Source organism: Sphingobacterium kitahiroshimense (assembly GCF_025961315.1).
Taxonomy (GTDB): domain Bacteria; phylum Bacteroidota; class Bacteroidia; order Sphingobacteriales; family Sphingobacteriaceae; genus Sphingobacterium; species Sphingobacterium anhuiense.
In genome coordinates, this window is record NZ_JAOQNK010000001.1 from 4,732,574 (window position 1) to 4,756,874 (window position 24,301).

Genomic DNA, 24,301 nt, shown 5'->3' on the forward strand with positions numbered 1-24,301 from the left:
CTTCCTTTTCGAGTTATTTATGATATGCTTTTTAATGTCTTTGATAAACTTTGTTCCTGGTGGTTGGAAATACGGGAGGGGGAGTAAGTTATTTAAAGAACAAAAGGCCTGTCTCATTGAGACAAGCCTTTTATGATTATATGTTTAAGACGCATGAGCTAACTCATGTTCTCTTGCATTTATGCTCCTAATTGAACACGTTTGAATGCAGTAACAGTTAAGCCTTTAGAAACTGAATCTAAGAATTGAGCGATAGATTTAGAGTTATCTTTCACGAATTCTTGGTTCAACAAAGTAGTTTCTTTGAAGAATTTGTTCAATTTACCAGCAGCGATTTTTTCTGCCATTTCAGCAGGTTTACCTTCAGCCATGATTTGTTCTTTAGCGATAGCAATTTCACGCTCGATTGTATGCGCATCAACACCATCTTTATCAATAGCAATAGGGTTCATTGCAGCGATTTGCATAGCTACATCTTTACCAGCTTCTTCAACACCATCAACATTTGCAGATAAACCAACTAATACACCTAGACGGTAGTTTGCGTGGATATAAGCAACAACTTTCTCAGCAGAAACAGTTTCGTATTTAGAAACGTCAATTTTCTCACCGATTTTACCAGTTTGCTCGATTAATAAATCAGCAATTTTAGTACCGCCAATTTCTAATGCTTTTAGGTCTTCTAAAGTAGCAGGTTTGTTTGCTAAAGCAACTTCAGCAACTGAATCAGCGAAAGCCACGAAGTCAGCATTTTTAGCTACGAAATCAGTTTCACAGTTAACTTCAACTACGATACCTGATTTACCATCAGTTGCAGCTTTAGCAATGATAACACCTTCGTTAGAATCACGGTCTTGACGGCTAGCAGCAACTTTAGCTCCTTTTTTACGTAAGTAATCAACAGCAGCTTCGAAATCACCGTTTGCTTCAACTAACGCTTTTTTACAATCCATCATACCTGCGCCTGTTTGTTGACGCAACTTGTTTACATCTGATGCAGAAATTTGTACTGACATGATATATTCTTTTTAAATTTTTGACTTATTATTTTCTTGACAATATTAGCATAACTATTGTTAAGCTAATATAAAGTTTATCATTTCTTATTCGAGAAATGATAAACCAAAAAACCGGACAGATAGGTCAGTCTAAGAAAAGAATTCTTTTCCAGAAACCAACGCTACGCTATCCGGTTTGGAATAAAAAATATTATTCTCCGTCTTTCGCTTTACGAGGACGTTTAGCTTCTGAAGCTTCAGTAGTATCAACTTTAGCCTTAGCTGCAGCTGCTTCTTTTTCTGCTTCGTCTTCTTTATCACGTTTGCGCTCGTCCAAACCTTCTTGGATTGCTTGACCAATGATACCAGCGATTAAGCTAATAGATTTACTAGCGTCATCATTTGCAGGGATTGGGAAATCAATGTTTGAAGGGTCAGAGTTTGTATCAACCATTGCAAAAGTAGGGATGCTCAATTTGATTGCTTCAGTAACAGCGATGTGTTCTTTTTTCACATCGATGATGAATAAAGCAGCCGGTAAACGGTTCAAATCAGCGATACCTCCTAATAGAGACTCTAATTTGATACGCTCACGTTGAATCATCAACTTCTCTTTTTTAGATAATACATCGTATGTACCATCTTTTTGCATTTTGTCAATAGTAGACATTTTTTTGATGGACTTACGAACTGTTGTGAAGTTTGTAAGCATACCACCTAACCATCTTTCTGTAACGAAAGGCATGTTAACTGCTTTCGCTTGTTGAGCGATGATTTCTTTTGCTTGTTTTTTCGTTGCTACGAATAAAACCTTACGACCTGATTTTACGATTTGTTTGATAGCTGAAGCAGCTTCTTCCAATTTCGTAAGCGTTTTGTTCAAGTCAATGATGTGGATACCGTTACGTTCCATGAAAATGTACTTAGCCATTTTCGGATCCCATTTACGTGTAAGGTGACCAAAGTGCACACCTGCATCCAATAAGTCTTGATAAGTTGTTCTTGCCATTTTTTGATCCTCCTTTGATTAACGTTTACTGAATTGGAATCTCTTACGAGCTTTCTTGCGTCCTGGTTTCTTACGCTCAACCATACGGTCATCACGTGTAACTAAACCTTTAGCACGTAAAGCTGGTTTAACTTCTGGGTCTAATTCAACTAATGCTTTCGCAATAGCTAAACGTACAGCCTCAGCTTGTCCTTTTACACCACCTCCATTAACGTTCACTTTCGCATCAAAATTCCCTGCTTGACCTGCTACTTCTAATGATTGAGTAACAATGTATTGCAAAGGCAATGTTGGGAAATATTCTTTGTAGTCTTTACCATTGATTGTAAGGACTCCGCTACCAGCAGTTAAGTAAATGCGGGCAACAGCAGTTTTTCTTCTTCCTGAAGTATTAGTTGTTGACATGTCGATTCTCCTTAAAATTTAACTGGTTTTGGATTTTGAGCCTCTTGTTTGTGCTCAGTTCCAGCATAAACATAAAGGTTTTTAAACAATTGACGACCTAAACGGTTTTTAGGAAGCATACCACGAACAGCTTTTTCAATAACGCGCTCAGGGTGTTTTGCCAATAATTCTTTTGGAGTGATGAAACGTTGACCACCCGGGTATCCCGTGTAGCGAACGTAAGTTTTGTCACCCAATTTATTACCTGTCAATCTAATTTTTTCTGCATTGATAACGATAACATTATCTCCGCAATCTACGTGAGGGGTAAACGATGGCTTGTGCTTTCCGCGAATTACTTTCGCAATTTCGCTTGCCAAGCGCCCCAAAATCTCGCCTTCAGCATCAACAACGATCCATTCTTTGTTGATGGTGTTCTTGTTGGCAGAGACAGTTTTGTAACTTAACGTATTCACTTGCTTTTAATTAAATAATTAATAAAATTTTATTCACTTCTTTTCCCTGTGTCTCAAGGGTCTGCAAAGGTACTTTTAATTTCTTGATTACGAAAATCTATTTTACTTTATTTTAGACAGTTTCATTTTAATCTGAAGCACTTAAGATTAATTTAAATGCCGGGTAATGTCATAATCATCAAAAAATAACCTATTGAAATGCAATAGCACTATTTAACAGTTGTCCATTATTAGTATATTGCAACATATTAATACAGTAATTGTTGAACGAGAAGGATTATTTATGTTTAAGAAATATTTGAAATACGCGCTATTGGTAACATTGTTAACTACGGTTGGACAAAGGGTTTCAGCACAGGAGAGCAAGCAAGAAAAACCTTATTCGCAACAATTAAAAAATATTGAAGTTTTTTTGAGGAACGGTGATTTCAAGCAGGCCATGGATTCTTTGGATGCCATTACTACGCGATATCCTAATGCTGATGATGCTTATTTTACTAAAGCCGTTTTATTTGGACAGATGCGTAATGCTGATCGTGCTTTGGAGGAAGTAAATAAAGCTTTGGAAATTAATCCTAAAAATGAATATTTAAGTTTCAATATCGATGTTAATAAAGGAAAAGGTGATCTCCCTAGTGCGATCCGTTCATTGGATCTGCTGATGACAAAGGAGAAGGTCAACATTGCGGCCTTGAATCGCGAGAAGATTATGTTGTTGTTTAACAGTGACAAAAAAGATGAGGCTTTTGCTTTATATAAGGATGTTAGAGAGCGAGCGGGAGCTACCGATACGCTTGACGTTATAGGTGCTACTTTGCTATTGTCAAAAGATGATTTTCCTGCTGTAATCCAGGTTCTTGAACCTTGGGCAATTAAAAAATCTCCTTTGGCACAGGTGTACAGTCAATTGGCACAGGCTTATCGTGGAATTAAAGATCCTAAAAAAGCTATTGCGATATTAAATACCGGTGTTGCGAATGCGAAAGACGATTACTTATTTTTAGATCTGGCTGATGAGTACCGTTTGTCTGGGAAGGCTAAGCTTTCTTATGATTACTTAAAACAAGCCTTTTTATCTAAAAGTGTTGATTTCTCGGAAAAAAATAGAATTATCTTATCTTTATTAGCTCCTAATAGTGGATTTTCATTCGACCAGGCACAAGAATTAGCTAATATATTGGTTGATGTACATCCTCGCGTAGCAGAAAGTCATGTGGCTAAGGGGCAGGTGAATTGGATGCGTAATGATTTAGTTGGGGCACAGTCTTCCTTTTCTATTGCAGTAGGTATCAATCCTTATCAAATTGATGCATGGCGTATGCTCATGAATGTTGATTTGGCGTTGGAGCAATATGATCAAGCTATAGAACATGGCGGTGAAGCTTTACACAATATTCCCAATAATCCTGTTATTTTGTACTTCAGTTCAATCGCATATACATTGAAAGGAAATTATGATTTAGCTAGAAATTTGATGGAGGCAGCTTTGAATAATGGTCAAAATGAGAATGCCATTTTTCAATCAAATATTTATAGTGGTCTGGGCGATATTTATCATTCGCTTAAAATGGAAGCAGCATCAGATGTTGCGTATAGAGAGGCTATTAACTTAGATAGTACAAATGTAAGTGCGATGAACAATTTAGCTTATTATTTAGCGTTAAGAAATCAGGATTTAGATGATGCGGCTCATTTTGCAGAGACAGCAAATAAGTTACGACCTAATGATGCGACATTGGAAGATACTTATGCATGGGTTTTATTTCAACAGGGTAAATATGCTGATGCATTGCTTTGGATTGAAAAGGCAATAAAAAATTCAAAATCGCCTTCAACAGTCCTATTGGAGCATTATGGTGATATTTTGATTAAAAATAAAAAAATAACAGAAGCGATGAAGCAATGGAAAAGTGCTTTGGCTATGGGGGGATCTACTGAAACCAATATGGAGAAGTTGAGAGAGAAAATAAATAAGAAATCGTATGTGGAATAAATCTGTTGTTACACTTTTATTGCTTGTTGTATTGGCATCCTGCAGTACTAAGAAAAAAATGAGTAAAGTAGAGAGTAAGCCTGAGGTAGTTGAAACGATCAGTAAGGAAGATTCTAAAAATGCGGTAGTTCAGAAATTTTTGTTGTCAAATCTGGACTTTACTACGTTCTCTGGCAAAGCTAAAAGCAAAATAGATTTAGGAAAGTCATCATACGATGTGACAGCTAATATAAGGATTGAAAAAGATAAAAGAATCTGGATTTCTATTACGGCATTATTGGGTATAGAAATAGGCCGGGTTTTGATTACTCCAGATAGTGTTCAGATATTAAATAAATTTCAGGGGGAATATATAGCAAAACCCTTTAGTTACTTGTATCAATATGCAAGTGAGGATTTAACTTTTTCAAATGTTCAAGATTTGTTTTTAGCCAATTTTTCAACGAATCTGTTAAATACAACCGATTTTGAGGTTGATCAAACGAGTGTACCAATTCAGTTGCGTGGTCAAAAGAATGCATTGACTTACTTATATTTAGTTAATCAACAGAATAGGTTAGATTCCTTTCGTTTGGAGCAGCCTGAAAAAGGACAGAAATTGGAGGCTAGTTATGCAGATTATTCAAATGGAGGTGGGCAATTGTTTCCGATGGGTCTAGAATTACTGATTTCAGGAGGTGATATGAATATTAAAGCAAACTTCAATTACAGCAGAATTTCATTTAATGAAGCTATTGAAATGCCTTTTACTATCTCCAATAAATACAAAGTAATTAATTAATGTTAGTACGATAATCCTTAAGATTTATTACTTTCGCATTTGAGACTATATTTAATTGAACATATTATATTCAGACTCAACTGCTAGTAAAAGATTACTATAGATGAATTTAAAGAAAATAACACTAAGTCTAACTGCGTTTTTTTTGATGCTGGGAATCGGTTTTTCGCAGACTCGTGCAGAGCTTGAAAAAAAACGTGAAAAAATAAATCGTGAAATAGCGGAATTGCAAAAAACGCTAAAAGAAACGACTACAGAAAAGATTTTGACTCAGAAGCAGGTCAGTGCTTTAAGTAGTCAGATTAATCTTCGTGAAGAGAAAATTACAACGATAAGTTCTGAATTAAGCTTGATTAATCGCCAGATTAATACGAATACCAGCGCTGTAGATAAATTGAAAGCAGAGTTGGAGAAAATGCGTAATGATTATGAAAAGATGATTATGTTCGCTTTTCGTAACCGCAATGCCTATAATAAGTTGATGTTTATTTTTGCTTCAAAGGATTTTAATCAAGGTTTTCGTCGTGTAAAATATTTGCAGCAATTCAATGATTCTCGAAAATTGAAAGCAAGTGAGATTGAAGGAACTAAAAAGCAGATTGAGCAAAAAATAGCACAGTTACAGGCTGATCGTAATAAGCATAAGCAGTTATTGAATGAGCAAGAGCAAGAGAAGAAAACTATTGCACAACAACGTGCTGTGTTCTCTAATGAATTGAGTTCTTTAATTACGACTGAACGAGGTGTAAAACGCGATATTACGCAGAAGCAAAAAGAAGAGCGTAAGTTAAGATCTGCAATTCAGGCTATCATTAAAAGAGAAATTGAAGCAGAGCGTAGAAGACAAGAAGCTGCTCGTAGAGCTGCGGAAGCTGCTGCAGCAAGGAGCGCGAAGAAAAATGACACTAAAGTAGACGATAATAAGGAATCATCCAAATCTACGGCTCGTAAATCAGATTCAGAAGTGTTGCGTGCAACTCCGGAAGCGGCTCGACTTTCAGCTGATTTTAGATCTAACCGTGGACGACTGCCATGGCCTGTTTCCAATGCTAAGATATTACAAAGTTTTGGTACGGATAGAACAGGACGGAACGTCTCAGTTAGTCATGAGTCATTAAAATTACAAACTTCTAGTGGCGCAACTGTTAAGGCAGTGTTTTCTGGAACTGTAACAAGTACGTTAACTTTAAATGGATTGAAGGTGATTATTATTTCACATGGTGAATTCTTCTCGGTGTATAGTAATTTAGCTAGTTTTAGTGTGTCTAAAGGACAGAAAGTGTCAGCAGGTCAGGCTATTGGAACAGTAGCTAATGATCCGGATTTAGATGCGCCAGTTTTAGATTTCCAGGTTTGGCAAGGACAAATCCCGATGAATCCGCAATCATGGTTAGCGAATTAAAAAAATATAGAAATAAAAATTATTATGTACATTTGTTTTTAGGGTATAAGTGTATATACTTAAAGTGAATATTGAAAAACAGTAAATTATAAGTTATGTTGACATCAGGGTTATTAATAATGGGTATTGGAGGTCAGGAATTAATTATAATCGTTGTAATATTATTATTATTATTTGGCGGTAAAAAGATTCCTGAATTGATGCGTGGATTAGGTAAAGGTGTAAAAGAATTCAAAGACGGACAGAAAGAGGATTCTACAGATGATACTAAAGAGAAAACAACTGATAATAAGTAATTTATGTTGTTTTTGAGGAATAAGATTTTACAGCAGTAAAATCTTATTTCATTTTGTACAGTTTCCAGTATTGTTAATGAGGGTATGTAGTAAAAATACATGCTTTGTAATAAGGACTACTTAGGTTCTATTTATCAACCATAATTAAAAAAGATGATTGAAAGCAAGAAGACTCTATTGACGATAGGCTTAGCATTTACGACATGTTGTTTGTTTGCACAAGAAAAGTCTATTGAAGAGATGAGAAATTCTACTCAAGCAATCATGTTAGCGAGTATAGATCGTGAAAATGCATCTATTCTGCAGCAGCTTGATAGTATCAAATTTGTAAATGCCGGTGAAAAAGAAGTAGAAGGAATTTTATTTGATATCGAAGATGTAACTGTCGTTCGAAAACTAAATTCCTTAGAACGTGAAGTCCCTCTAGACTATAACCAACATGTTCGAAAATATATTGATCTTTATAATTCTAAGAATTATGCAGGGCATATGTCCCGCATGTTAGGATTGGCGCAGTATTATTTTCCGCATTATGAACGTATTCTTGCTGAAGTAGGAGTTCCAAAAGAAATTAAATACCTCTCCATTATAGAGTCTGCGTTAAATCCACATGATGTTTCTCGCGTTGGTGCTACAGGGCCTTGGCAATTTATGTATGGGACAGCAAAGATCTATAATTTAACAATGGACAATTATGTTGATGAACGTAAAGATCCAATTGCTTCAAGCTATGCTGCCGCAAAATATATGAAGGAAGCGTATGCTGAATTTGGGGATTGGTTGTTGGCGATAGCTTCTTATAATTGTGGAAAAGGTGGTGTGAAACGAGCTATTTTAAGATCTGGCAAAATTCAACCTTCATTTTGGGAAGTTGCTCCTTTTCTGCCAAAAGAGACCAGAAATTATATTCCTGCATATATCGCTATGACTTATACTTTAGGATATGCACAAGATCATGGTATTGAAGCTAAGGATGGAGACATTGCCTTAAATACGCAGGTATTAGAGATTGATAAATTCATTTCGATAGCAGAGGTTGCTAAAGCGATAAATGTTTCTGAGGAGAGTTTAAAAGTGTTAAATCCAGCATATAAAAAAGGGATCGTTAATGGCTCTGATGAAATACATCGTCGTTTGATCATTCCTGCTTTAGCAGCTGATATGAATAAGGATCAACTTTATCTTGCTTTAAATACAACAGTAGAAACTCCTAGTCAAGTAGTGGCTTTAGCGAATGATGATGTGCGTGTGAGTAATAAGCGAAGCGCTCAAACAAGTACACATCGTGTTAGAAGAGGTGAAACTTTAGCTGTTATAGCGAAGAAATATGATGTGAGTGTTCAAAATTTAAAAGCTTGGAATAACGTAAAGGGATCTTCTGTAAAGACTGGTGCTTCATTAATTGTTAGCAGTAGTGGTGTCAATACGCGTTTAGCTCAGAAAACAAGTGCTGAAACTCAAAGAAAGTCGAATTTTGCTTTTTATACTGTAAAAAAAGGTGATACGCTATCAGAGATCGCAAATAATAAAGGGGTGTCATTATCTAAGTTGAAGGCTGATAATAATTTATCACATTCGAGGTTAAAGCCTGGTATGAAATTGAAGATTAATCGGGGATAAATTTCGACCTAAGTTTCTGTAAAAATAAAGCGTCCAACTCTATAAAAAGTTGGACGCTTATTTTTTATAGCTTTATGATGTTATACCAGCCATGCAGCATCATCTTCTGCTTCATAGCCTAGTAAGTTAACTTCCACATGTTCTTTTAATATCGTTGATAATTTTAGCCCATAATAATCGCTTACAATGGGGAATTTTGGATGACTTCTATCAATAAGAACTGCAGTTCTCATCTTTTTAATAGGGACATTCAAAAATACGCCTAAACCATATGCAAGCGTTCTTCCGCTATTCAGTACATCATCAACTAGTATTAACGTTTTATTTTTAACATTTTCGATGGGTTGATCTGTTTCAGCTTTTAGGGAACGGCTTGTTTTGCTCATCGTCACTTTAAGTAACTCAATATCTTTATCCGATATTTCCTCTAGAATCTTTTGCAGTCTCTGTGCAAAAACATAACCTCTATCAGCAATACCGACCAATACAAGCGTATTTTCTTCAAAATTATCTTCTAAAATCTGATAAGCGATTCGTATCGATTTTTGTTTAATCTGTTCTTTATCTAATATGAGCGTTTTCTTTGACGACATAGTGGTACTAAATTTATATACGGGTAAAAGTACTAAATTCTTTGCAAAAAAAAGTCCGAATGTCATGACATTCGGACTCTTGAAAATATTATTTAGAAAAATTTATTAATTAAATTTTTCAGATTTCTCAGCATTTATAATTTCGGCTGTAAGCGATTTGTTGTCATCAGGTAGTCTACCACCATCATAGTAATAACGTCTCCAATATGCCTCTCCTAAATTACTTATCATTACACCTTTGCTCGAAGAAGCATGTGCGAATTTGTTATCGCCAATATAAACTCCAACATGTGTAATGCTTTTACTTCGGATTTTAAAGAATACTAAATCTCCTGCTTTTAGATCATCTTTCTTAACAGGTTTAATTTGAGAGTATTGGTTACGGCTGTTATATCCTAATGTTGTATTGAATACTTTTTCGTATAATTCAAATGAGAATTTAGAACAATCGATTCCTCTTTTGGAGTCACCTCCTAATCGGTAGGGAGTTCCTAACCATTCATAAACAAACTGATATAATTTTGTATTTGTAGTTGCTGAAACTGCAACACCCATTATTTGGGAGAAGTATTCTTTAGCTAGATTGTCCGGGTCTGATTCCGGTTTAGATTGGGTTTTGGTTGATTGTGCCTGCGACACTAGACATAAGCCTATAAATAGCATTGTTGCTAATATTTTCTTTGTTTTCATTAAATCGCTTTTTTGTACAACTTTAAACTTATTCTTTTTTGTTGTTGGATGTTAACTATTTTGGACATCACTGTTGCGAATATAATACAACTCATCTTACTTTGCAAAAAAAATGACATGTATTTAACGAATTTTTAACGTTTTTAACACTTTATTTATTGAGATGCAATTTAACTCCGATGGGTAAATTGTAAACTTTAAACTACAGTGATGATAAATGATACGTGCCTAGATTTGTTGTAGTAATGTGTTATTCATATATAAGAAGGTGTTTTATTAAATTTATATCAAAAAAATGAGATTTTATTTTGATAGTTGATAAATAATGCATTATATTTACGAAAGTAAAGCAACAGCAATGAAAAATTCTATAATTATTACATCGATTATTATTACCACCGGGATAAAACTTAGGAGGAGGTAGTTTCGTTGTATAGAAATGTAGACAAGATATTTCATAAACGCCTTCCTCTCAGAGTGAAGGCGTTTTTTTTATGCTTAAAACAAACAAACAAACAAACAGTATATATTATGAAGATTTTAAAATTTGGAGGAACGTCGGTGGGCTCTGCAGCTAGTATCAAAGCAGTACTTAGCATTGTGAAGAAATCGTACAACTCTGGAGAGCAACCGTTGGTCGTCTTGTCTGCCATGTCAGGAGTTACTAATTTACTTTGTAAAATGGCTATTGATGCTTCTGAAGGCAAGTCTTTCCAAGAAGATTTAGCTTTGATAGAAACTAAGCATTTCGATGTTATTAAGGCATTAATAGTTGTGCGACACCAAAATCCTGTTTTTACTAAACTCAAATTGTTTTTCAACGAGATCGAAGAATTATTGCAGGGCATCTATGCATTAAGAGAGTTAAGTGAGCAAAGTAAGGATTTGATTGTAAGTTATGGTGAACGTTGCTCTACCTTCATGGTATCTAAAATTTCGGAACAGGATTTAGAAGCATCTTTATTTGTTGATGCATCTCATTATATTAAAACAGATTCTCATTTTGGACATGCTCATGTTAACGATCAGTTGACAGAACAACTTGTTAAGTCATTGTATTTAACAAACAATGATAAACTTATGTTCGTCACTGGATTTATAGCTTCTAATGAGAACGGACGTATGACAACCTTAGGTAGGGGAGGATCAGATTATACTGCCGCTATTTTTGGTTCTATTTTGAATGCTACTGCAATCGAGATATGGACAGATGTTAATGGTATGCTGACTGCGGATCCACGGATTGTAAAAAAAGCATTTTCGTTGCCTGTTCTTTCTTATACAGAAGCTATGGAGCTTTCTTATTTCGGCGCCAAGGTCATCTATCCGCCAACGATGATTCCTGCTTTTCTAAAGAAGATACCTATTGTGATCCGTAATACGTTTGAGCCAGATTTCGCAGGTACTTTTATTCAGTTTGAAAGTGGAAAAACAACTTTACCAATTAAAGGTATTTCTTCGATAGGAGAAATATCTGTTATTAACCTGAGCGGTTCAGGAATGATCGGTAAATCTGGATTTAGTGGCAGGTTGTTTACTTTATTAGCGAGAGAGCAGATTAATGTGGTCTTAATCACCCAGTCTTCTTCCGAACATAGTATCACTTTTGCGGTCAATCCAGAAGATGCATTACGTGCTAAGAGTTTAATTGAAAATGAATTTGAACTGGAAATACAGGCTAATAAATTAATCAATCCGGAAATCGAAAATGACCTGTCTGTATTGGCTATTGTTGGTGAGAATATGAAGAAAACTCCAGGTATGTCAGGAAGATTATTTTCTTCATTGGGCCGCAATGGAATTAATGTGCGTGCAATTGCACAAGGATCTTCGGAATATAATATATCTGTTATTATTTCGAAGAATGATTTATCAAAAGCCCTGAATGCTGTTCACGATGCTTTTTTTGCTGAACTTAAGAAGACACTTTATGTTTTTAATCTGGGAACTGGAAATATTGGTTCTACTTTATTCAAGCAATTGGAGAGTCAATACGATTTCTTGCTTAGTAAAAATGATCTTGAAATCAAGGTGGTTGGTATTTCAAACAGCAAGAAAATGTTGTTTAATCTAGATGGTATTGATTTGGCAAATTGGGACAGTGAACTTTTGCAACAGGGTGAGGATGCGGATTTAGCGGTATTCGTGGAACGTATGAAAGGTTTCAATCTTCCTAATTGTGTATTTATAGATAATACTGCTAGTCGATTGCCTTCTAGCTATTATGAGGGAATTTTCCAATCTAATATTTCAATTGTTACCTGCAATAAAATTGCTAATTCAGGAAAATACGAACAATACAAAACATTGCGGGAGACGGCTCATAAGCATGGTGTTGATTTCTTCTATGAGACCAACGTTGGTGCCGGTCTTCCGATTGTGCGTGTTTTGAAAGACTTGATGTTAAGTGGTGACCGTATTGTTAAAATCGAAGCGATACTTTCTGGAACAATCTCTTACATCTTTAATAATTTTAAAGATGAGGCATCTTTTTATGATGTGGTAAAACAAGCGCAGGCTCTAGGTTATACTGAGCCGGATCCTCGTGATGATCTAGGTGGAGTTGATTTTATGCGTAAAATGTTGATTTTAGCACGTGATGCAGGTTATCCAATCGAAGCTGAAGATGTCAATTTAGGCGCAATATTACCTGAACCATGCTTGAAAGCAGATTCAGTGGAGTCTTTTTATGAAGAGCTTAAAAACGAGAACAGTTATTTTGAAGCATTAAAAGAAAAGGCTCGTCTTGAAAATAAAGTGATCCGTTATATTGGAAAATTAGAAGATGGAATTGTTTCTATTTCTGTACAGATTGTAGACGACAAGCATCCTTTTTATGCACTGTCTGGAAGTGATAATATTATCTCATTCACGACAGAACGTTATAAGGAAAGACCACTGGTGGTCAAAGGACCTGGTGCCGGAGCTGAAGTAACAGCTGCGGGAGTATTTGCAGATTTAGTAAATGTTGGCGCATAATCAAAAGTTTCACTAGACCTGTTATTGCATTGGATAACAGTAATAAATATTAAATATGAAAACTTCTCTATCGAAGAAAAAGATAAATCTGGATAATATGTTGGATCACATTCATGTTTTCGCTCCGGCGACAGTCGCGAATATGATTTGTGGTTTTGATATTTTGGGCTTTGCTTTAGAAGAACCAGGAGATGAAGTAATCATGCGAAAAACGAGTGTACCAGGAGTTGTGATCACTAAAATCACAGGTGATGATGGACGTCTTCCGATGGATGCCGACAAAAATACGGTGTCCGCTTGTGTACAGTTTCTATTGCAGCATCTGGAGTTAGAAGATCGAGTGGGAGTCGAAATTGAATTACATAAGCATATGCCTATTGGATCAGGTTTGGGATCAAGTGCTGCGAGTACTGTGGCAGGTCTATTTGCTATTAATAAAATGCTGGACGATCCCCTTTCTAAAGAAGAACTATTACCTTTTTGTGTGGAAGGCGAACGATTAGCATGTGGACATGGTCATGCTGATAATGTTGCTCCTTCTTTATTTGGCGGTATTACCTTGATTAGAGGACATGACCCTCTGGATCTCATTCCTTTGCCTGTACCGGAAGAATTAGTTGCTGCTGTGGTATTTCCACAGGTTGATGTTCCTACCCGTGACGCACGCCAATTGATTAAAGAAAAGGTGTTGTTAAAAGATGCCGTAATTCAATGGGGGAATATTGCAGGACTTGTAGCAGGGCTCTTTAAAAATGATTATGATCTCATATCGCGAAGTATGCAGGATGTATTGATCGAACCGACTCGGGCCATTTTGATTCCTCAGTTTTATGAAATGAAGCAAATTGCATTAGAAAATGGTGCATTGAGTTTTGGCATTTCTGGTTCAGGTCCTTCTGTTGTGGCAATCACAAGGGATAAGGCTATGGCGAAGCAGATCGTTGAACAGATCAAGGCTCATCTAGCTGAATCAGAGATTGAAAGTTATGGATATGTATCGGGTGTTAATGTTGATGGACCTAAAGTATTAAATTAAGATTATTATGAAATTTTACAGTACCAATAATAAAGCATTACGTGTTTCTTTTAAAGATGCAGTTTTTAATTCACTACCTGCAGATAAAGGACTTTATATGCCTCTGGAGATTCCACAATTGGATCCCTATTTTATCAAAAATATACAACAATATTCGCTTCAAGAAATTGCATTTACAATAGCTCAAGCTTTTATTGAAGATGATATCCCTGCTGATGTGCTTAGAAATATTATAGCCGATGCTATTAATTTTGATGCTCCTGTTAAGTTTTTGAGTTCTGATACTGCGGTATTAGAATTATTTCATGGGCCTTCTTATGCCTTTAAAGATTTTGGTGCGCGCTTTATGAGTCGTGTTATGGCGTATTTTTCGGGTGCAGATGATAAGTTATTGGATGTACTGGTTGCGACATCTGGAGATACGGGCGGAGCAGTTGCTTTGGGTTTCTTGGGTGTTGCAGGTACACGTGTTACCATTTTGTATCCAAAAGGTAAAGTATCTGATATTCAGGAGTTACAATTAACTACTAATGGCCAAAATATAAGAGCCATTGAAATTGATGGAACTTTTGATGATTGTCAAGCATTGGTTAAACGAGCTTTCAATGATCCGGAGCTTAATGAACAACTGAGATTAACATCGGCTAATTCCATTAATATTGCACGTCTGATCCCGCAGACATTTTATTATTTCTATGCTTATGCACAATTGAAAGCGCAAGGCTCGGACAGAGTTGTGTTTACGGTGCCAAGTGGTAATTTTGGTAATATCGGTGCCGGCTTATTGGCTTTCAAAATGGGACTTCCTGTAGAGCAGTTTGTTGCGGCTACAAATGCAAATGATACTGTTCCACGTTTTATTAAATCTGGAAAATATGAACCCAAGCCATCTGTACAAACTTTAGCAAATGCGATGGATGTCGGGGATCCGAGTAACTGGGTTCGTATTCAAGATTTATTTGATTATAATCTGGATAATTTAAAAGGCATGATCACCACATACACGTATACAGATAAGGAAACTCGGGCAGCGATGGAACAGTTGCACCATACTTATCATTATGTGGCTTGTCCGCATACGGCTATTGCTTGGTTGGGATCACAGGCTTACCGTGGTGAACATCCAGGTTCTTATGGATCTGTATTTTTATCTACAGCACACCCTTGTAAATTTCCGGATGCTATTTCGGAGCAGGTATTCAGTAAAATTAAATTGCCTTTAGGCGTTGAACAATTACACAATAAAGATAAGGTTGTAGAAGCTTTTCCTGTTGATTATGCTGTTTTTAAAAATTACTTAATCACGCATAAATAGTTGAATAGGCTCATTTAAATGGGCCTATTTAATTTATATTCTTTTTTTGAAGAGTTTTAGATAAACATCGAGATTTAAACTTATGATAAATTTAGGTGGCAAGATGTTTCAAATAAGTTGAAAACCTGTACTTTTGTTCCGATGAAAAAAATTATTCTGAATAAAGGAAAAGATAAGGCAGCTTGGCAACTTCATCCTTGGGTCTTTTCTGGTGCAATAAAGCGTATAGATGGTGCACCCGATAACGGGGATGTTGTTACTGTTTTTAATGCAGAAAATGAGTTTATTGCTTTCGGACTTTTTCACGATTCATCTCGTGTAGCTGTTCGTTTATTAGAATGGCATCCTGATCAACAGATCAACGAACAATGGTGGCGCAAGCGTATTCAAAAGGCTGTTGAAGCACGCCGTCATTTATTGATTGAAGGAAAGAATGATACTGCAAGGTTGATTTTTGCTGAGGCAGATTTTGTTCCTGGATTGATTGTGGATAAGTATGCTGATTATATCTCAATACAAGTTCATGCTGCAGGGGTTGAAAGAATCAAGGATGTGGTTATTGATGAGCTGAACAAATTATTAAGTCCTAAGGGGATTTATGAGCGTTCAGATCTTAAATCACGCGAGCATGAGGGATTGCCGGATACAAACGGTTTACTTTTTGGAGAACTTCCACCTGAGTTTGTTGAGATTATTGAAAATGGTATTCGTTATCAGGTGAATATTATAGATGGCCAAAAATCAGGCTTTTATTGTGATCAAAGAGAGAATAGAGCTTTAACAGCTCAATATGTGAAGGGTAAAAAGGTGCTGGATTGCTTTTGTTATTCTGGCGGTTTTACTTTAAATGCTTTCCATGAAGGGGCGGCAAGCGTTACTTCTGTGGACAGTTCTGCTTTAGCAATTGAAACGTTGAGACGTAATATTCTGTTAAATGGATATAGTGAAGAAGCACATGTTGCTATCCAATCTGATGTGAATAAGCAATTGAAGGTATTTGCTGAAGAGCAGCAAAAATTTGATGTCATTGTATTAGATCCACCAAAGTATGCTCCTTCAAGATCTTCGTTAGAACGTGCTTCACGTGCATATAAGGATCTGAATAGAAGAGGATTATTGCTTTTGGAATCGGGAGGTTTATTGGCTACTTTTTCATGTTCTTCTGCTATGGACATTGACACTTTTAAGCAAGTATTGGCATGGGCAGCATTGGATGCCGGCAAAGAAATACAGTTTATTAGACAATTTCATCAACCAGATGACCATCCGGTAAGAGCATCATTCCCAGAAGGGGAATATTTAAAAGGATTATTAGTAAGAGTTATTTAAAAAAATAAAAGAGGTTTCTAAATGTGGGGAACCTCTTTTTTACGTTATGGAAGTACAAAATAATAAGATTAGGCCCGAGTTTTCTATTTTACTCGCAGTTAGTTTCGCTCATTTATTAAATGATATGATTCAGGGTGTTATTCCGTCAGTTTATCCTTTATTAAAAGAAGAACATCATTTGAGTTTTTCTCAGATTGGAATTATAACGCTTGTATATCAGATCGCGGCATCTATTTTTCAACCTGTTGTAGGTTCGTTTACAGATAAGCGACCAATGCCTTATTCGCAGATTATCGGTATGACTTTTTCGATTTCGGGCATGGCACTTTTTGCTTATGCGCCAAGTTATGCTTTGATTTTGTGTGCTGTATTTTTGGTTGGGATAGGTTCTTCGATATTTCATCCTGAATCTTCCCGAGTTGCTTATATGGCATCTGGCGGAAAACGAAGTATGGCACAATCTATTTTTCAGATCGGAGGTAATGCAGGTACTGCGCTGGCTCCAATTATCGTCGCATATCTTGTTTTACCGAAAGGACAATCATCTATTGCCTGGTTTTGTGTTATTGGAATCATAGGGCAGATTGTTTCTTATTATATTGGCAGTTGGTATAGTGAAAAGCTTAAAAATAGAGCTAAAAATGCAAGTGCTGGTATGCGTATACCGGATCTATCGGAAGCTCGTGTAGTGCTAACGGTTGTTGTCCTGATGCTATTAATTATCTCGAAGTACTTTTACATTGCTAGTATTACTAATTATTTTCAGTTTTATACCATGGAGAAGTTTGGTTTAACGGAAATTCAAGCGCAAGTGTATCTATTTTACTTCTTAATTGCTGTTGCGGCGGGCACATTGTTAGGTGGAATTTTTGGTGACCGTTTCGGAAGAAAGTATGTGATTTGGTTTTCAGTTTTGGGAGTCGCGCCTTTTTCTTTACTATTGCCCTATGCAGATTATACCATGACTGGTGTATTAGTGGTTATTATAGGTTTAATCTTATCATCGGCATTCCCAGCTATCATTGTTTATGCACAGGAGCTGTTGCCTAAAAAATTAGGTATGGTTTCTGGCTTATTCTATGGTTTCGCATTTGGTATGGGTGGTTTGGGATCAGCGTTATTAGGCTGGCAGGCGGACCATACATCGATTGAGTTTATTTATCATGTATGTTCTTATCTACCGCTTATTGGCGTCGTTGCATATTTCTTGCCGAATCTACAAAAAACAGCTTATAAAGATGTGATGTAAATCTTCTTTGCTTTACATAAAATAAATAAAGTGCTCCATGGAGCGCTTTATTTATTTTATAACATCGAGCCATCCTTTTGCCATTAAACTGGCTCCAGCTAACGAAGTGTGAACTCCATCTGTTGTCCAATAAGAGCCTGAGGCCTTTTGTTCGGCATTATCAAATATTGATTGATATGGAATTAATGAAGCATTAAATTCTTTTGAGATATCAACACAAGCTTGTTGGTAACCTGCGAAGTCGGGAAACCAGTCCTCTGTAACATGTTGTACATTTTTAACGCCGAATGGCTCTCCTATAATCAGCTTTACGTTCGGTAATTTTGATAGCGTCTGCTGTAATAAAGTCTGGTATTGTTTCTTAAACTGTTCTGGTGTATTTGTTGCACCACTATCCTTTGTTCTCCAAAAATCGTTTACACCGATCAGAATACTTAGAATAGTGGGTTGAATATCGATGGTATCTTCTTGCCATCTATTTTGCAAATCTGGTATTCGATTTCCACTGATACCGCGATTGTATATCTTGAGATTTTTATCGGCATATTTTTCTAACAGCACCGCGGCGGCTAGATTTGCATAACCAGAACCTAACGCCCAGTTGTCATTTGCATTTTTATTTTTTCTATCCCGACCATTATCCGTGATTGAGTCTCCTTGAAATAAGATTACATCGTCTTTGCTTATACTTATTCTTTTTGATTTATTTAGGTTGTCCAGGCTTTCAGCCTGAGCAGAAAATAAATTGGCGTTAGTTAATAAACTAGCGCCAATAATACTTTTTGTAATAAATGATCTGCGATTCGTTTTCATATTTAGTTATACGTTGATAGACTAAATATAAAAAAACTAAGTATATTTTTCTATACCATCAAGGATAATTTTACAAGCTTTTTCAATTTCATCGTTTGTGATGGTCAAAGGAGGAGCTACACGCAATGCTGTTTCACAATGTAAATACCAATCAATCATGATTCCTTGTTGTGCGCAATAATTACTCACATTATAAACCTGGTCAAAAGTTTCAAGCTGTAGACACATCATCAATCCTTTTCCTCTAATTTCTATAATTTTAGGATGTTGTAATAGTGTTCTGAATAGTTGTTCTTTCTCAGCAACTTGTTCTACCAATTGATTTTCTCTGATGAATTCTAAAGATGCTTTTGCGGCCGCACAACTAACAGGATGTCCGCCAAAAGTCGTGATATGACCGAGCATCGGATTGTCTTTGATTACATCCATCACTTGCTTCGATGCAACGAATGCTCCTAAAGGCATACCGCCACCGATACCTTTGGCAAGCATGAGAATATCAGGTACGATATCATAATGTTCGAATGCAAATAACTTTCCAGTTCTACCAAAGCCTGTTTGAATCTCATCAAAGACTAGCAATGTTCCTGTTTCATTACAACGTTTACGTAAAGCCTGCATATATGAAATATCAGGAACACGTACTCCAGCTTCTCCTTGTATAGCTTCAATAATTACAGCTGCAGTCTTTTCTGTGATCAGCGATAAGTCATCACTATTATTGAATGTTATGAATTCTATTTCGGGAAGTAATGGTGCGTATGCAGTATGATATTCTTCATTTCCGATAAGGCTTAATGCTCCCTGTGTACTGCCGTGATATGCTTTTTTCGCTGCTATAATCTGTCTTCTTCCAGTAAAGCGCTTTGCTACCTTCATACTTCCTTCGACGGCCTCTGCGCCTGAATTGGTAAAATAGACTGATTCAAATTGTTTTGGAAGTACAGCTAATAAGTCAGTTGCAAATTCAACTTGTGGAGCTTGTACAAATTCACCATATACAGTAACATGTAAGTATTTTTCAAGCTGATCTTTGATTGCCTGGATAACTTTTGGATTTCTATGCCCAATATTACTGACATTGAATCCTGAAACCAAATCCATATATTCTTCACCATTTGGTCCATATAAATAGACTCCTTCTGCTTTTGCTATTTCAATCATCCTTGGTGAATTTGATGTTTGAGCCGTATTTAGCAGAAAAAGTTCCCGATTATTTAGCATCTTATTAGTTGTTTAAAAAAAAGAAGAAGTCTTTTGGACTTCTTCTTATATGCGTATTAATTATTGTTTTTTCGATTATTGAGCGATTTAATCAAGTATTCTCGAAACTCCTGTTCGACTTGAAAAAATTGAGAGGAGCGTGAAGTTCCAATAACTTTGGAAAATTTTTCACGATAATTTTTCTTGATCTCTAGTTCTTTTGCATCATAAGCGATAACATCGCGAGAATTTCCACGGAGATTATTTCTCGAAGGACTATTTCCTGTTTTAGCTTTTTTAACATTCCACATTTCCTTTGAATATTCATTATAAATAGGAAAAAAATCTTGAGCTTCTTTTCGTGATAGATTTAATTCTCTTGTAATAAAAGCAATTTTTTCATTTTCAATGATTTGAAAACGTTCATTGTCCTGTGCATAAGTGGTTGATAGACCTACAATACAGAAACAAAATATGATAATTATATTCTTAATCTTTGACATCATTATAACGTGTATTTAAGATAATCCTCAATATCTTTGTCCTTAATTTTACCATTTGTTCCTACTATGTCTTCATCATCGATATATTTTGCAACATATAATAAATCATCACTATTTCCTGTTTGTGCTAGGTAATTAATGATTTCCTGGTCTGACACATGTGTAAGATTCTTCTGTTCTTGAGTGCTATTTTGGAATCCAAAATAACTTCCAATACCCAAAATGGCCACTAGAGATGCTGCTACAGCATATTTATTCCAAGGAATTTTCCTTTTAATAGAATGAATAGGAACTTCAGCTGGAAGATCTGATGGCAAGCCTGCATGAATCGATTTAGTAATTTTAGCCGTTAATGATTCAAAATATTTATTAGGAGCTTCAAAACCATCTGTAATAACTACTTGTTTTAAATTGTCCGTAATTATTTTTGCGGCTATCTGCTCGTTAAATTCATTGAAATATAAAGATGGGGTTTCAAATCCATCTTGAGTCACTTTAGATTTTAAATTATCTTCCGTTACTTTTAGTAATATATTATTTTGTAAAGACGAAAAGTAATCATCTGGATGACTAAAGCCATCGGTTTTAATCTGATCTTTTAGCTTTTCTTCAGCTACTTTGCCTAAGATATTTTGTTGAAGTTTTTCAAAATAGCCAACGGGTACATCTCGGATTTCTTTTGGTGATGATTCCAATTTGACTTGAGCAATCAAAGATTCATTTAAATCTTTGAAGTAATCTTTGGGCACGTCAAAAGGATTTACACGCAGTGAATCGGGTAGATTATTAGCTTCCATTCCCTCATGATATGTGTTATTTTCCTTCATTATAAATCATTAGAGTACCTAAATCAAAAAAGGTTTAATCGTTGTTATGAAAAAAAGCTTCTATTTTTTTTACAGCTAAATGATATGATGCTTTCAAGGCACCAACACTTGTTCCTAGTACTTCTGAGATTTCATCATATTTCATATCATCAAAGTATTTCATGTTAAAAACAAGTTTTTGTTTTTCTGGAAGTGTTAATAAAGCCTGTTGTAATTTCATTTGTGCTTTATCACCACTAAAGTAACTACCACTTGATAAAGAGTCTGCTAAATAAGCAGAACTATCGTCATCCAACGATACGTTCTGCTTAAGTTTTTTCTTATTCAAGAATGTAATACATTCATTGGTCGCAATGCGGTACAGCCAAGTATATAATTGGGAATCCTCACGGAAGTTCGCCAGATTTCGCCATACTTTAATGAATATGTCTTGGACAACATCATCTGCATCATCATGATCAATGACCATTCTTCTCACATGCCAATATATTTTTTGCTGATATTTGGTCAGCAGCTGATTAAATGCTTCTTCGCGCGTACTTTCGTTAGCAAATTTTGAAATAATTAAAGCATCTTCCATATATTGACGTTGTGATGTTTGTTTTTTTATTTTCTGTTAATAACACGTTGTGCTGCCGCAACAATTGCTGCCGCATTCAAACCATATTTTTCCATTAATTGAGCAGGAGTACCTGATTCGCCGAAGCTATCATCTACTGCTACAAATTCTTGGGGAGTTGGTAAGTTTTTAGCTAAAACTTGAGCTACACTATCTCCCAAACCGCCTAAACGATTGTGTTCTTCTGCAGTTACTACACATTTTGTTTTAGCAACTGATTTTAAAATAGCTTCTTCGTCTAAAGGTTTAATGGTGTGGATGTTGATGATTTCAGCATCAATGCCCAACGCTGCTAATTGCTCACCAGCCTGGATAGCCTCCCATACCAAATGTCCTGTTGCGATAATTGTTACATCAGTTCCTTCGTTTAGTGTTACTGCTTTTCCAATTACAAATTCTTGGTCAGCAGGAGTGAAGTTAGGAACTACCGGACGTCCAAAACGTAAGTAAACAGGACCTTCAAATTTTGCTGCAGCAATTGTTGCAGCTTTAGTTTGATTGAAATCACAAGGATTGATAACTGTCATTCCAGGTAACATTTTCATCAAACCAATATCTTCTAAGATTTGGTGTGTAGCACCATCTTCACCTAATGTTAATCCAGCGTGTGAAGCAGCAATTTTAACATTTTTGTCAGAATAGGCGATAGATTGGCGAATTTGATCGTAAACACGACCCGTTGAGAAGTTCGCAAATGTTCCTGTAAAAGGAATTTTACCACCAATTGTCAAACCAGCTGCGATTCCCATCATATTTGCTTCAGCAATACCAATTTGGAAGAAACGTTCTGGAAATTCATTTATAAAATCATTCATTTTTAATGATCCGATTAAATCAGCACATAAAGCAACAACATTTTCGTCTTGTTTACCTGCTTCTAATAATCCAGCACCAAATCCTGAACGGGTATCTTTTGATTCTGTGAAAGTATATTTTTTCATTTTTTACTAGTATGGAGTAGTTAGTATAGAATAGCTCGTACTTAGATTTCTTCAAATGACGTTTGTGGGTCAATTTCTAAATACTAATGTTTTAAATACTAATATCTAATATAATTAATAATCGCCCAAAGTTTCTGTTAACTGACCTAAAGCCGAAGCTAATTGATCATTATTTGGAGCAACACCGTGCCATTTGTGAGATCCCATCATGAAATCAACACCATTCCCCATTTCAGTATGTAATAATATAATTACTGGTTTACCTTTACCTGTATGAGATTTTGCTTCTTCAAGTCCAGCAACTACGGAGGTCATATCATTACCTTTTGCTACTTCTAATACATCCCATCCAAAAGCTTCCCATTTAGCGCGAAGATCGCCTAATGAAAGAACTTGATCTGTAGAACCATCAATTTGAGCACGGTTATAATCAACCGCTGCAATCAGATTGTCTACTTTATTATGAGGAGCATACATTGCTGCTTCCCAAACTTGACCTTCTTGCAATTCACCATCACCCATTAAAACATAGACTAAATTTGTGTCTTTGTTTAATTTTTTAGCTTGAGCAGCACCAATTGCAGCAGAAAGTCCTTGGCCTAGTGAACCAGATGCAATACGAATTCCAGGAAGACCTTCGTGTGTAGTCGGGTGTCCTTGAAGACGAGAATTGATTTTTCTGAAAGTAGCTAATTCGCTTACTTCAAAGTATCCTGCTCGTGCAAGTGTACTGTAGAAAACTGGCGAAATGTGGCCATTTGATAAGAAAAATAAATCTTCACCGATGCCATCCATATCGAAAGATGGATTACGTTTCATTGCATTGAAATAAAGAGCAACTAAGTAGTCCGTACAACCTAATGATCCACCTGGGTGGCCAGATTGGCAAGCATGTACCATACGTACGATGTCACGTCTTACTTGTGATGCAATTTGTTCTAGTTTATTGATATCTGCACTCATTTTAATATATTGATTTCACAATTAGCCGTAAAGTTAGTCATTTTTAATAGAGTAGGGGTTATAAATTGTAAATTTTAGGGACAAAATAACGATTCAAAATTGTCTTCTAGTTTGTTCTATTTAGAAGATGTGTTTTTTATTTAACTCATGAGTCATAAATAATGAACTTATCCAATTATGTATGTGTGTTATAATAGTTATCAGCTTGATTGTATGGTGGCTATGGTTCATTTTTTTATAAGCAAGAATTATATCGCATGCATATTTTATGGATATGAATAT

23 protein-coding genes are annotated in these 24,301 nt (G+C 35.8%); 10 read left to right on the top strand and 13 right to left on the bottom strand.

Going from position 1 to position 24,301, the window contains the following annotated elements; translation table 11 throughout:
* Positions 1–179: 179 nt before the first annotated feature.
* From tsf to rplM, 4 genes are all read right to left on the bottom strand, one after another.
* Positions 180–1,016 (bottom strand): translation elongation factor Ts, encoded by an 837-nt coding sequence (tsf, locus tag M2265_RS20555; protein WP_021188573.1) that lies wholly within the window; start codon positions 1,014–1,016, stop codon positions 180–182.
* Between the two features lie 193 nt (positions 1,017–1,209).
* Positions 1,210–2,007, bottom strand: a complete 798-nt coding sequence (gene rpsB, locus M2265_RS20560) for a 30S ribosomal protein S2 (RefSeq protein ID WP_021188574.1) — start codon at positions 2,005–2,007, stop codon at positions 1,210–1,212.
* An 18-nt stretch (positions 2,008–2,025) separates the two neighbouring features.
* The gene (gene rpsI / locus M2265_RS20565; RefSeq protein ID WP_021188575.1) at positions 2,026–2,412 is read right to left on the bottom strand and encodes a 30S ribosomal protein S9; all 387 of its coding nucleotides are present in this window, start codon (positions 2,410–2,412) and stop codon (positions 2,026–2,028) included.
* An 11-nt stretch (positions 2,413–2,423) separates the two neighbouring features.
* A complete protein-coding gene (gene rplM, locus M2265_RS20570) occupies positions 2,424–2,867 on the bottom strand; it encodes a 50S ribosomal protein L13 (RefSeq protein ID WP_021188576.1) in 444 nt (147 codons plus the stop codon).
* A gap of 283 nt (positions 2,868–3,150) precedes the next feature.
* Here rplM and M2265_RS20575 point away from each other — a divergent pair, with 283 nt between their 5' ends.
* The 5 genes from M2265_RS20575 (at position 3,151) to M2265_RS20595 (ending at position 8,959) form a co-directional block, all read left to right on the top strand.
* On the top strand, positions 3,151–4,860 hold the full coding sequence (locus M2265_RS20575) for a tetratricopeptide repeat protein (RefSeq protein WP_132770962.1): 1,710 nt from the start codon (positions 3,151–3,153) through the stop codon (positions 4,858–4,860).
* Entirely contained in the window at positions 4,850–5,641 is a 792-nt protein-coding gene (locus tag M2265_RS20580; protein ID WP_132770961.1) for a DUF4292 domain-containing protein, read from the top strand. The genes M2265_RS20575 and M2265_RS20580 overlap by 11 nt, the downstream gene beginning before the upstream one ends.
* A 148-nt stretch (positions 5,642–5,789) precedes the next feature.
* A complete protein-coding gene (locus M2265_RS20585; protein WP_243655440.1) occupies positions 5,790–7,043 on the top strand; it encodes a murein hydrolase activator EnvC family protein in 1,254 nt (417 codons plus the stop codon).
* A gap of 95 nt (positions 7,044–7,138) precedes the next feature.
* Complete coding sequence (locus M2265_RS20590) at positions 7,139–7,339, top strand: twin-arginine translocase TatA/TatE family subunit (RefSeq protein ID WP_031287456.1); 201 nt, start codon at positions 7,139–7,141, stop codon at positions 7,337–7,339.
* Positions 7,340–7,492: 153 nt separating this feature from the next.
* Positions 7,493–8,959, top strand: a complete 1,467-nt coding sequence (locus tag M2265_RS20595) for a lytic transglycosylase domain-containing protein (protein WP_132770959.1) — start codon at positions 7,493–7,495, stop codon at positions 8,957–8,959.
* Between the two features lie 80 nt (positions 8,960–9,039).
* Here the strand turns inward: M2265_RS20595 and M2265_RS20600 are convergent, their stop codons facing one another.
* Positions 9,040–9,552, bottom strand: a complete 513-nt coding sequence (locus M2265_RS20600) for a phosphoribosyltransferase family protein (protein WP_132770958.1) — start codon at positions 9,550–9,552, stop codon at positions 9,040–9,042.
* 105 nt (positions 9,553–9,657) lie between these two features.
* Entirely contained in the window at positions 9,658–10,242 is a 585-nt protein-coding gene (locus tag M2265_RS20605; protein WP_021188582.1) for a C40 family peptidase, read from the bottom strand.
* 531 nt (positions 10,243–10,773) lie between these two features.
* On the opposite strand from M2265_RS20605, the gene thrA reads away from it, so the two are divergent.
* From thrA to M2265_RS20630, 5 genes are all read left to right on the top strand, one after another.
* Positions 10,774–13,221, top strand: coding sequence for a bifunctional aspartate kinase/homoserine dehydrogenase I (gene thrA / locus M2265_RS20610; protein WP_132770957.1), 2,448 nt, complete (start codon positions 10,774–10,776; stop codon positions 13,219–13,221).
* Positions 13,222–13,276: 55 nt separating this feature from the next.
* Complete coding sequence (locus M2265_RS20615; protein WP_132770956.1) at positions 13,277–14,257, top strand: homoserine kinase; 981 nt, start codon at positions 13,277–13,279, stop codon at positions 14,255–14,257.
* Positions 14,258–14,264: 7 nt separating this feature from the next.
* Entirely contained in the window at positions 14,265–15,572 is a 1,308-nt protein-coding gene (thrC, locus tag M2265_RS20620) for a threonine synthase (protein WP_021192493.1), read from the top strand.
* Between the two features lie 141 nt (positions 15,573–15,713).
* Positions 15,714–16,901 carry a class I SAM-dependent rRNA methyltransferase gene (locus M2265_RS20625; RefSeq protein WP_132770955.1) on the top strand — a complete coding sequence of 396 codons (1,188 nt, stop codon included), beginning with the start codon at positions 15,714–15,716 and terminating at the stop codon, positions 16,899–16,901.
* 46 nt (positions 16,902–16,947) lie between these two features.
* Complete coding sequence (locus tag M2265_RS20630) at positions 16,948–18,150, top strand: MFS transporter (RefSeq protein ID WP_132770954.1); 1,203 nt, start codon at positions 16,948–16,950, stop codon at positions 18,148–18,150.
* Between the two features lie 51 nt (positions 18,151–18,201).
* Here the strand turns inward: M2265_RS20630 and M2265_RS20635 are convergent, their stop codons facing one another.
* The 7 genes from M2265_RS20635 to M2265_RS20665 form a co-directional block, all read right to left on the bottom strand.
* Entirely contained in the window at positions 18,202–18,963 is a 762-nt protein-coding gene (locus M2265_RS20635; RefSeq protein ID WP_021192491.1) for an SGNH/GDSL hydrolase family protein, read from the bottom strand.
* Positions 18,964–18,999: 36 nt separating this feature from the next.
* Entirely contained in the window at positions 19,000–20,187 is a 1,188-nt protein-coding gene (locus tag M2265_RS20640) for an aspartate aminotransferase family protein (RefSeq protein WP_132770953.1), read from the bottom strand.
* A 56-nt stretch (positions 20,188–20,243) separates the two neighbouring features.
* Positions 20,244–20,672, bottom strand: coding sequence for a hypothetical protein (locus M2265_RS20645; protein ID WP_021192489.1), 429 nt, complete (start codon positions 20,670–20,672; stop codon positions 20,244–20,246).
* Complete coding sequence (locus tag M2265_RS20650; RefSeq protein ID WP_132770952.1) at positions 20,672–21,466, bottom strand: hypothetical protein; 795 nt, start codon at positions 21,464–21,466, stop codon at positions 20,672–20,674. Before M2265_RS20650 ends, M2265_RS20645 begins: the two co-directional genes overlap by 1 nt.
* A 64-nt stretch (positions 21,467–21,530) precedes the next feature.
* The gene (locus tag M2265_RS20655; protein ID WP_021192487.1) at positions 21,531–22,076 is read right to left on the bottom strand and encodes an RNA polymerase sigma factor; all 546 of its coding nucleotides are present in this window, start codon (positions 22,074–22,076) and stop codon (positions 21,531–21,533) included.
* A gap of 26 nt (positions 22,077–22,102) precedes the next feature.
* Entirely contained in the window at positions 22,103–23,056 is a 954-nt protein-coding gene (locus M2265_RS20660) for a transketolase family protein (protein WP_132770951.1), read from the bottom strand.
* A gap of 114 nt (positions 23,057–23,170) precedes the next feature.
* Positions 23,171–24,019 carry a transketolase gene (locus M2265_RS20665; protein ID WP_021192485.1) on the bottom strand — a complete coding sequence of 283 codons (849 nt, stop codon included), beginning with the start codon at positions 24,017–24,019 and terminating at the stop codon, positions 23,171–23,173.
* Positions 24,020–24,301: the final 282 nt, after the last annotated feature.

What these genes read in the sequence shown, in the direction of transcription:
- tsf (WP_021188573.1), bottom strand. Translation starts at nt 1,016, where the DNA reads ATGTCAGTACAAATTTCTGCATCAGATGTAAACAAGTTGCGTCAACAA.
- M2265_RS20615 (WP_132770956.1), top strand. Translation starts at nt 13,277, where the DNA reads ATGAAAACTTCTCTATCGAAGAAAAAGATAAATCTGGATAATATGTTG.
- rpsB (WP_021188574.1), bottom strand. Translation starts at nt 2,007, where the DNA reads ATGGCAAGAACAACTTATCAAGACTTATTGGATGCAGGTGTGCACTTT.
- M2265_RS20595 (WP_132770959.1), top strand. Translation starts at nt 7,493, where the DNA reads ATGATTGAAAGCAAGAAGACTCTATTGACGATAGGCTTAGCATTTACG.
- M2265_RS20625 (WP_132770955.1), top strand. Translation starts at nt 15,714, where the DNA reads ATGAAAAAAATTATTCTGAATAAAGGAAAAGATAAGGCAGCTTGGCAA.
- M2265_RS20585 (WP_243655440.1), top strand. Translation starts at nt 5,790, where the DNA reads ATGCTGGGAATCGGTTTTTCGCAGACTCGTGCAGAGCTTGAAAAAAAA.
- M2265_RS20575 (WP_132770962.1), top strand. Translation starts at nt 3,151, where the DNA reads ATGTTTAAGAAATATTTGAAATACGCGCTATTGGTAACATTGTTAACT.
- M2265_RS20590 (WP_031287456.1), top strand. Translation starts at nt 7,139, where the DNA reads ATGTTGACATCAGGGTTATTAATAATGGGTATTGGAGGTCAGGAATTA.
- M2265_RS20640 (WP_132770953.1), bottom strand. Translation starts at nt 20,187, where the DNA reads ATGCTAAATAATCGGGAACTTTTTCTGCTAAATACGGCTCAAACATCA.
- M2265_RS20660 (WP_132770951.1), bottom strand. Translation starts at nt 23,056, where the DNA reads ATGAAAAAATATACTTTCACAGAATCAAAAGATACCCGTTCAGGATTT.
- M2265_RS20655 (WP_021192487.1), bottom strand. Translation starts at nt 22,076, where the DNA reads ATGGAAGATGCTTTAATTATTTCAAAATTTGCTAACGAAAGTACGCGC.
- M2265_RS20630 (WP_132770954.1), top strand. Translation starts at nt 16,948, where the DNA reads ATGGAAGTACAAAATAATAAGATTAGGCCCGAGTTTTCTATTTTACTC.
- M2265_RS20600 (WP_132770958.1), bottom strand. Translation starts at nt 9,552, where the DNA reads ATGTCGTCAAAGAAAACGCTCATATTAGATAAAGAACAGATTAAACAA.
- M2265_RS20665 (WP_021192485.1), bottom strand. Translation starts at nt 24,019, where the DNA reads ATGAGTGCAGATATCAATAAACTAGAACAAATTGCATCACAAGTAAGA.
- rpsI (WP_021188575.1), bottom strand. Translation starts at nt 2,412, where the DNA reads ATGTCAACAACTAATACTTCAGGAAGAAGAAAAACTGCTGTTGCCCGC.
- M2265_RS20605 (WP_021188582.1), bottom strand. Translation starts at nt 10,242, where the DNA reads ATGAAAACAAAGAAAATATTAGCAACAATGCTATTTATAGGCTTATGT.
- thrA (WP_132770957.1), top strand. Translation starts at nt 10,774, where the DNA reads ATGAAGATTTTAAAATTTGGAGGAACGTCGGTGGGCTCTGCAGCTAGT.
- M2265_RS20635 (WP_021192491.1), bottom strand. Translation starts at nt 18,963, where the DNA reads ATGAAAACGAATCGCAGATCATTTATTACAAAAAGTATTATTGGCGCT.
- M2265_RS20645 (WP_021192489.1), bottom strand. Translation starts at nt 20,672, where the DNA reads ATGATGTCAAAGATTAAGAATATAATTATCATATTTTGTTTCTGTATT.
- thrC (WP_021192493.1), top strand. Translation starts at nt 14,265, where the DNA reads ATGAAATTTTACAGTACCAATAATAAAGCATTACGTGTTTCTTTTAAA.
- M2265_RS20580 (WP_132770961.1), top strand. Translation starts at nt 4,850, where the DNA reads ATGTGGAATAAATCTGTTGTTACACTTTTATTGCTTGTTGTATTGGCA.
- M2265_RS20650 (WP_132770952.1), bottom strand. Translation starts at nt 21,466, where the DNA reads ATGGAAGCTAATAATCTACCCGATTCACTGCGTGTAAATCCTTTTGAC.